The following is a 4,968-nucleotide window of genomic DNA, read 5'->3' as shown; positions in this document are numbered from 1 at the left end:
GAAGATAGAGTTTTTTCTTTTATGTGTTTGTGGTGTAATGGTGTGTGGAATTCCGATCGGGCCCGGGCGCCGTCGCCGAGGCGTTCGACCCGGCGGCGGCCGCCGCCCGGGCGACGGACGCGATCCTGCACGACACCCTGCACGGCCCGTACCGGGGTGTGGTCGTGGACTCCCCGCCCGGCGCGGGCAAGTCGACGCTGGTGGTGCGCGCGGCCCGTGAGCTCGCGGCGGCCGGACGGCCGCTGATGGTGGTCGCGCAGACCAACGCGCAGGTGGACGATCTGGTGGACCGGCTGGCCCGGGAGGATCCGGAGCTGCCCGTGGGGCGGCTGCACAGCAGCGAACCGCATCCGTACGACCCGGTGCTCGACGGGCACCCGGCCGTCCGCGCCTCGGCCAAGGTCGCGGACCTCGCCGGACTCGACATCGTCGTCTCCACGGCCGCGAAGTGGGCGCACGTCAAGAACGTGGAGCCCTGGCGGCACGCGATCGTCGACGAGGCGTACCAGATGCGGTCGGACGCGCTGCTGGCCGTCGCGGGGCTCTTCGAGCGGGCGCTGTTCGTCGGCGACCCCGGGCAGCTGGACCCGTTCAGCGTGGTGGGCGCGGAGCAGTGGGCGGGCCTGTCGTACGACCCGTCGGCGAGCGCGGTGAGCACGCTGCTCGCCCACAACCCGCACCTTCCGCAGCACCGGCTGCCGGTGTCCTGGCGGCTGCCCGCCTCCGCCGCGCCACTGGTCTCGGACGCCTTCTACCCGTACACGCCGTTCCGCAGCGGCACCGGCCACGGCGACCGGCGGCTGAGCTTCGGCGTTCCGTCCGACGGCTCGGGCCCGGACCGGGTGCTGGACGAGGCCGCCGAGTCGGGGTGGGGGCTGCTGGAGCTGCCCGCACGGCGGACGCCTCGTACGGACCCGGAGGCGGTGGCCGCCGTGGCCCTGGTGGCGCGGCGGCTGCTGGACCGGGGCGGGGCCGCGGTCAGCGAGCGGTCGGCCGACCCGGTGCCGCTGACGGCGGACCGGATCGCGGTGGGCACCGCGCACCGGGACCAGGCGGCGGCCGTCCGGGCCGCGCTGGCCGACGTTGGGGTGGTGGGGGTCACGGTCGACACCGCCAACCGGCTCCAGGGGCGTGAGTTCGATGTGACGGTGGTGCTGCACCCGCTGTCGGGGCGGCCGGACGCGACGGAGTTCCATCTGGAGACCGGCCGGCTGTGCGTACTGGCCTCCCGGCACCGGCACGCGTGCATCGTGGTGTGCCGGGCGGGGGTGGCCGAGCTGCTGGACGAGCATCCGTCGACGGAGCCGGTGCAGCTGGGGGTCACGGTGAAGTTCCCGGACGGGTGGGAGGCGAACCATGCGGTCCTTGCCCACCTGGCGGAACACCGTGTCGGATGGCGGCCATGACCGTGTCGGACAGCGGCCATCGGGTATGTCCTAAGGCGCTCTTGCCCCACGCGCGACAATGGGGGAGAGAAACGAGACAGCTCGGCCGATAAGCCCCGCCCCGCAACGGGTTCGACGATTCACGAGGAGAGATCACATGCCAGAGCCGCATCCGGCTCAAGGCCCGCACGGCACCGCGCCCCGGCGGCTGAAACCCGCACCCCTGCTCTTCGAACCCACCGCGGCCGTCGCGGACGAGGCGCACTTCTTCGATCTGGAGTCCATCGAGGACCCGCGTGAGCTGCTGTCCCGCTCCACGGAACTCGTGCTCGCCTTCCGGGCGGCGACCGACCGCGCCATGGAGTTCCAGGCGATGGCCGCGGCCCAGCTCGCCGATCCGCGGCGGTTCGACCGGCTGACCCCGGCCGTGATCGCGGAGCGGGCGGAGTGGACCGAGGACTACGCCAAGAAGATGGTCGAATTCGGCCGCGAGCTGATGCGGGGCGGCGGCGACGCGACGGACTGATCGCGCTCGCGATCGGGAGCGGGAGCGGTACGCGGCCGTTGGCATATGCGGGCGGAAGATACCGCAACCCCTCGTCGTCACGTACCGGTTTTGTCTCATTCCCCTACGTCATGTCATCCACCGGTAAGTGTAGAAACATGAGCGAATGGCCTCGGGACTCACATCACGCCGCCGCCTATGTCACCCCCGCCGGAGCGGACTGGCTCGCCTCGGCCAGCGGCTGCCCCCGTAGCGTGCACACACTGTGGGCGCAGCGCCCCACCGTGCCCGTCACCCTGCCGTGCGGCACCGCCTTCGACGTGGTCAGCATGGACGCCCTCTTCGGCCGCCGAGTGGTGAGCCGGTTATGGACCGACGGTCCTGGCACCGGTCCGGTGGCCACCCAGCGCGGCCGCGTCATGCTGTTCGCCGTTCCGGGCGCGGCCCGGCGGCTCGCCGCGCTGCTCGGCTGGGAGGAGTGGGCCGCGTCCGCCCCGCCGCTGCTCTGCTACAGCTGGGGCGACGCGGTGACCGTCCCGCCGCCCTACCCCGAGGAGACGCCCGCCGCCGAGGGCCGCTGGCTGGTCGCCCCCGACGTCCGGCACCCCTGGCTGCCCGGCCCCGAGGCGCTGCTGTGGGCCTGCGTCAGGGCCGCCCGCGCGGCGTCCCAGCTCCTCGGCCGCACCACTGTGACCAGCACACCCGCCGTTTTTCCGGGGTGAGGGATATCGATTTTCACTCCGCCGGATCCGGGTGCTAAGGTCTTCTACGTCAGCAGGCGCCGCTAGCTCAGTTGGTTAGAGCAGCTGACTCTTAATCAGCGGGTCCGGGGTTCGAGTCCCTGGCGGCGCACCTTGACTCTTAGAGTCACTGACCTGGGGTTTCTCGGTTCTCCGAGAAACCCCAGTCGCGTTTTCGGGCGCCGTCCAGCTTCGGCGCCATGAAGTCAATCTCTGTGGCAGGCAGGACCCGAACACTGCGATCAGGAAAGTCGATGTGCCGGTAGATTTCGTTGTGATGGGCGATCGACTGGTCTGGAAGGGCGAAGTCCGTTGGCTGGGGGCGGACCGACGTGGTGTGCCCGTCCGCCACCAGCACCAGGTCGTAGCCGTGGCTGAGGGCCTGGCGGGCGGTCGTCTCCACGCAGTTCTCGGTGGCAAAGCCGGTGACCAGGACCTCTGTCACGCCGAGCCGGATCAGCGTCTCGTCGAGATCGGTGTCCAAGAAGGCGTCCGCACAGGTCTTCGTCACCACCGGCTCTCCGTTCCGCGGAGCCAGTCCGGGCAAGGCGTCGCCGCACCCTTGCTGCTGAACCGTGATGACGGGAACGTCCGCAGCACGCGCCCGAGAGCTGAGCCCCGCGATGGTTCCGACGGTTTGGTCAGGGCGGTGCATGATGGGCCTCATGTTGTGCTGCATGTCGATGACGAGGAGCGCGGCACGGTGCGGCGTCGGTGGCATCGGCCTACCGTAGCTGTCCCTCTGCCGTGGCGACGGACAGTCCCGAGGCATCGTGTTGGCCTGCATCCGTGACGCGCGTTCGGCCTGCCAGGCAGGCGGCACCCGCAATCGGAAGGATCAGGAGTGCGAATGCTCCGGCAAATGCCGGGAGCCGGTTCGTTGACGCCGCTGAGACTGCCGTGAACAGAGCCGACGTCACGGCCAGGACCAGGGTCTGACCGAGGTTCTGCGAGGTCTGCATCGCGCCGCTTGCGTAGCCCTGTCTGTCAGCCGGAGTGTGCGCGAGCGACAGCAGTGTGAGTGACGGCGTCGCGAGCCCCATGCCGACGGCGGCCATCGCCATCGAGGACACCGCCGCGGCCGGAGGCACCGCCGGCATGGTGCACAGTGCCGCCACCGCCATCGCGGCCGCCATGATTCCGGCCCCGATGGCGACCAGTCGGTGCCGCGACACCCGGTTCTGCAGGCGACCCTGCATCCACGAGGCTCCGGCCCAGGCAAGTGCTGCCCCAGTGAACGCGAACCCTGTAACAACGCCCGGCACATGTCGGGCTGTGCTGAGCATCAGGGGGACGAAGGCTTCGAGCGTGAAGAACGCGCCCGAGGTCAGCGCGCGCAGGAGCACCGTAGCGGGCAATCCGCCCCCGGCTCGCCAGGTGTGCGGTGGCAGCAGCCTCGGGGCAAACGCCACAAGCACCACTACACCGACCGACGCGCACACCGCGTGCCATACATTCCAGGTGGAAACGCCGTACTGGGTGAGAGCCGCGGCCACGCTCACTGCCACTGCCGCGGGCAGGGCGGGCCGCCGCACGGGTGCCTTGGGACTTCCAGGTTCTTGCGACGCTCCTGGCTGTGCTGATCGTCCGCGAAGGAGCAGCACAGCGGCCGCGGCAGGGATCAGTGTGAGCCCGGCGACGCCGAAGAACACCGCTCGCCATGACCACGACGCGGCCACGAACCCGGCGAGCGGGGGGCCGGCCAGTGACGGCACAATCCAGCACGCACTCATGAGGGACAAGGCGCGGGCGCGCAGGTGATCCGGGTAGGACTGCCCGATGGCCGCGTTGACGGACACCGCCACCAGGCCCGCCGCGATCCCGTCGGTGAAGCGTCCCAGGACCAGTTGCCAGATGGTGGTACTGGTTGCGGAGACAAGGAGCGTCGCGACGGTCAGGATCACCCCGGCTGTCAGCGGTCGCCGGGCCCCGCCGCGATCCGCCCATGCCCCGCCCAGCACACCACCGAGCAGGCTCGCCGCCACGAATGCCCCTGCCACCAGCGGGTAGAGACCGACTCCGTCGAGGTCTCGGGCGGCCACCGGCAGCAACGGCATCACCGCCAGCGCTGCGAACCCGGTCAAGAACATCACCGCGGCGAAACTCGCGGTGACCGCCAGATACGTACGGGAGAAGAGTCCGGGGGTGGGAAGGGGATCCGACAGTTCACCGGGGTCGCTTGTCACCGGCAGCAAGGTACGGCCCAACTCCGGCCCAGACCAGCGCTTTTATGGTGGGTGCAGGGGCGAGCGCCGCCGCACCCTCCCCCAATGCCAGTGACTTTGCGGTGAGTATGGGACAGTGACACGCCGACACCACGGCGTGTCACTGTCCCATA

At 70.3% G+C, this 4,968-nt stretch carries 5 protein-coding genes and 1 tRNA gene; 4 read left to right on the top strand and 2 right to left on the bottom strand.

All coding sequences use genetic code 11. The features are described 5' to 3' along the window. The first annotated feature begins 44 nt into the window (after nt 1–44). The 4 genes from ACWDSL_RS51840 to ACWDSL_RS51825 all read left to right on the top strand — a co-directional run bounded on the left by ACWDSL_RS51840 (nt 45) and on the right by ACWDSL_RS51825 (nt 2,742). Nucleotides 45–1,406, top strand: a complete 1,362-nt coding sequence (locus ACWDSL_RS51840; protein WP_450496560.1) for an AAA domain-containing protein — start codon at nt 45–47, stop codon at nt 1,404–1,406. Between the two features lie 136 nt (nt 1,407–1,542). Beyond that, on the top strand, nt 1,543–1,911 hold the full coding sequence (locus ACWDSL_RS51835) for a hypothetical protein (RefSeq protein ID WP_089506966.1): 369 nt from the start codon (nt 1,543–1,545) through the stop codon (nt 1,909–1,911). A 137-nt stretch (nt 1,912–2,048) separates the two neighbouring features. Continuing rightward, the gene (locus ACWDSL_RS51830; protein ID WP_450496559.1) at nt 2,049–2,612 is read left to right on the top strand and encodes a bifunctional DNA primase/polymerase; all 564 of its coding nucleotides are present in this window, start codon (nt 2,049–2,051) and stop codon (nt 2,610–2,612) included. Nucleotides 2,613–2,668: 56 nt separating this feature from the next. Continuing rightward, nucleotides 2,669–2,742 (top strand) — tRNA-Lys (locus tag ACWDSL_RS51825). Between the two features lie 15 nt (nt 2,743–2,757). Here ACWDSL_RS51825 and ACWDSL_RS51820 read toward each other — a convergent pair. Further along, nucleotides 2,758–3,351 carry an isochorismatase family protein gene (locus tag ACWDSL_RS51820; protein WP_450496557.1) on the bottom strand — a complete coding sequence of 198 codons (594 nt, stop codon included), beginning with the start codon at nt 3,349–3,351 and terminating at the stop codon, nt 2,758–2,760. 4 nt (nt 3,352–3,355) lie between these two features. Then, the gene (locus tag ACWDSL_RS51815) at nt 3,356–4,720 is read right to left on the bottom strand and encodes an MFS transporter (RefSeq protein ID WP_450496561.1); all 1,365 of its coding nucleotides are present in this window, start codon (nt 4,718–4,720) and stop codon (nt 3,356–3,358) included. Nucleotides 4,721–4,968: the final 248 nt, after the last annotated feature.

The organism is Streptomyces sp. NPDC000941, assembly GCF_053599555.1.
Note: the sequence above shows the minus strand (reverse complement) of the source record. Positions and strands in the feature narration are given on the sequence as shown.

Bases quoted from the DNA above. Each gene is read 5' to 3' on its own strand.
- ACWDSL_RS51835 (WP_089506966.1), top strand. From the start codon at position 1,543: ATGCCAGAGCCGCATCCGGCTCAAGGCCCGCACGGCACCGCGCCCCGG.
- ACWDSL_RS51830 (WP_450496559.1), top strand. From the start codon at position 2,049: ATGAGCGAATGGCCTCGGGACTCACATCACGCCGCCGCCTATGTCACC.
- ACWDSL_RS51820 (WP_450496557.1), bottom strand. From the start codon at position 3,351: ATGCCACCGACGCCGCACCGTGCCGCGCTCCTCGTCATCGACATGCAG.
- ACWDSL_RS51815 (WP_450496561.1), bottom strand. From the start codon at position 4,720: ATGTTCTTGACCGGGTTCGCAGCGCTGGCGGTGATGCCGTTGCTGCCG.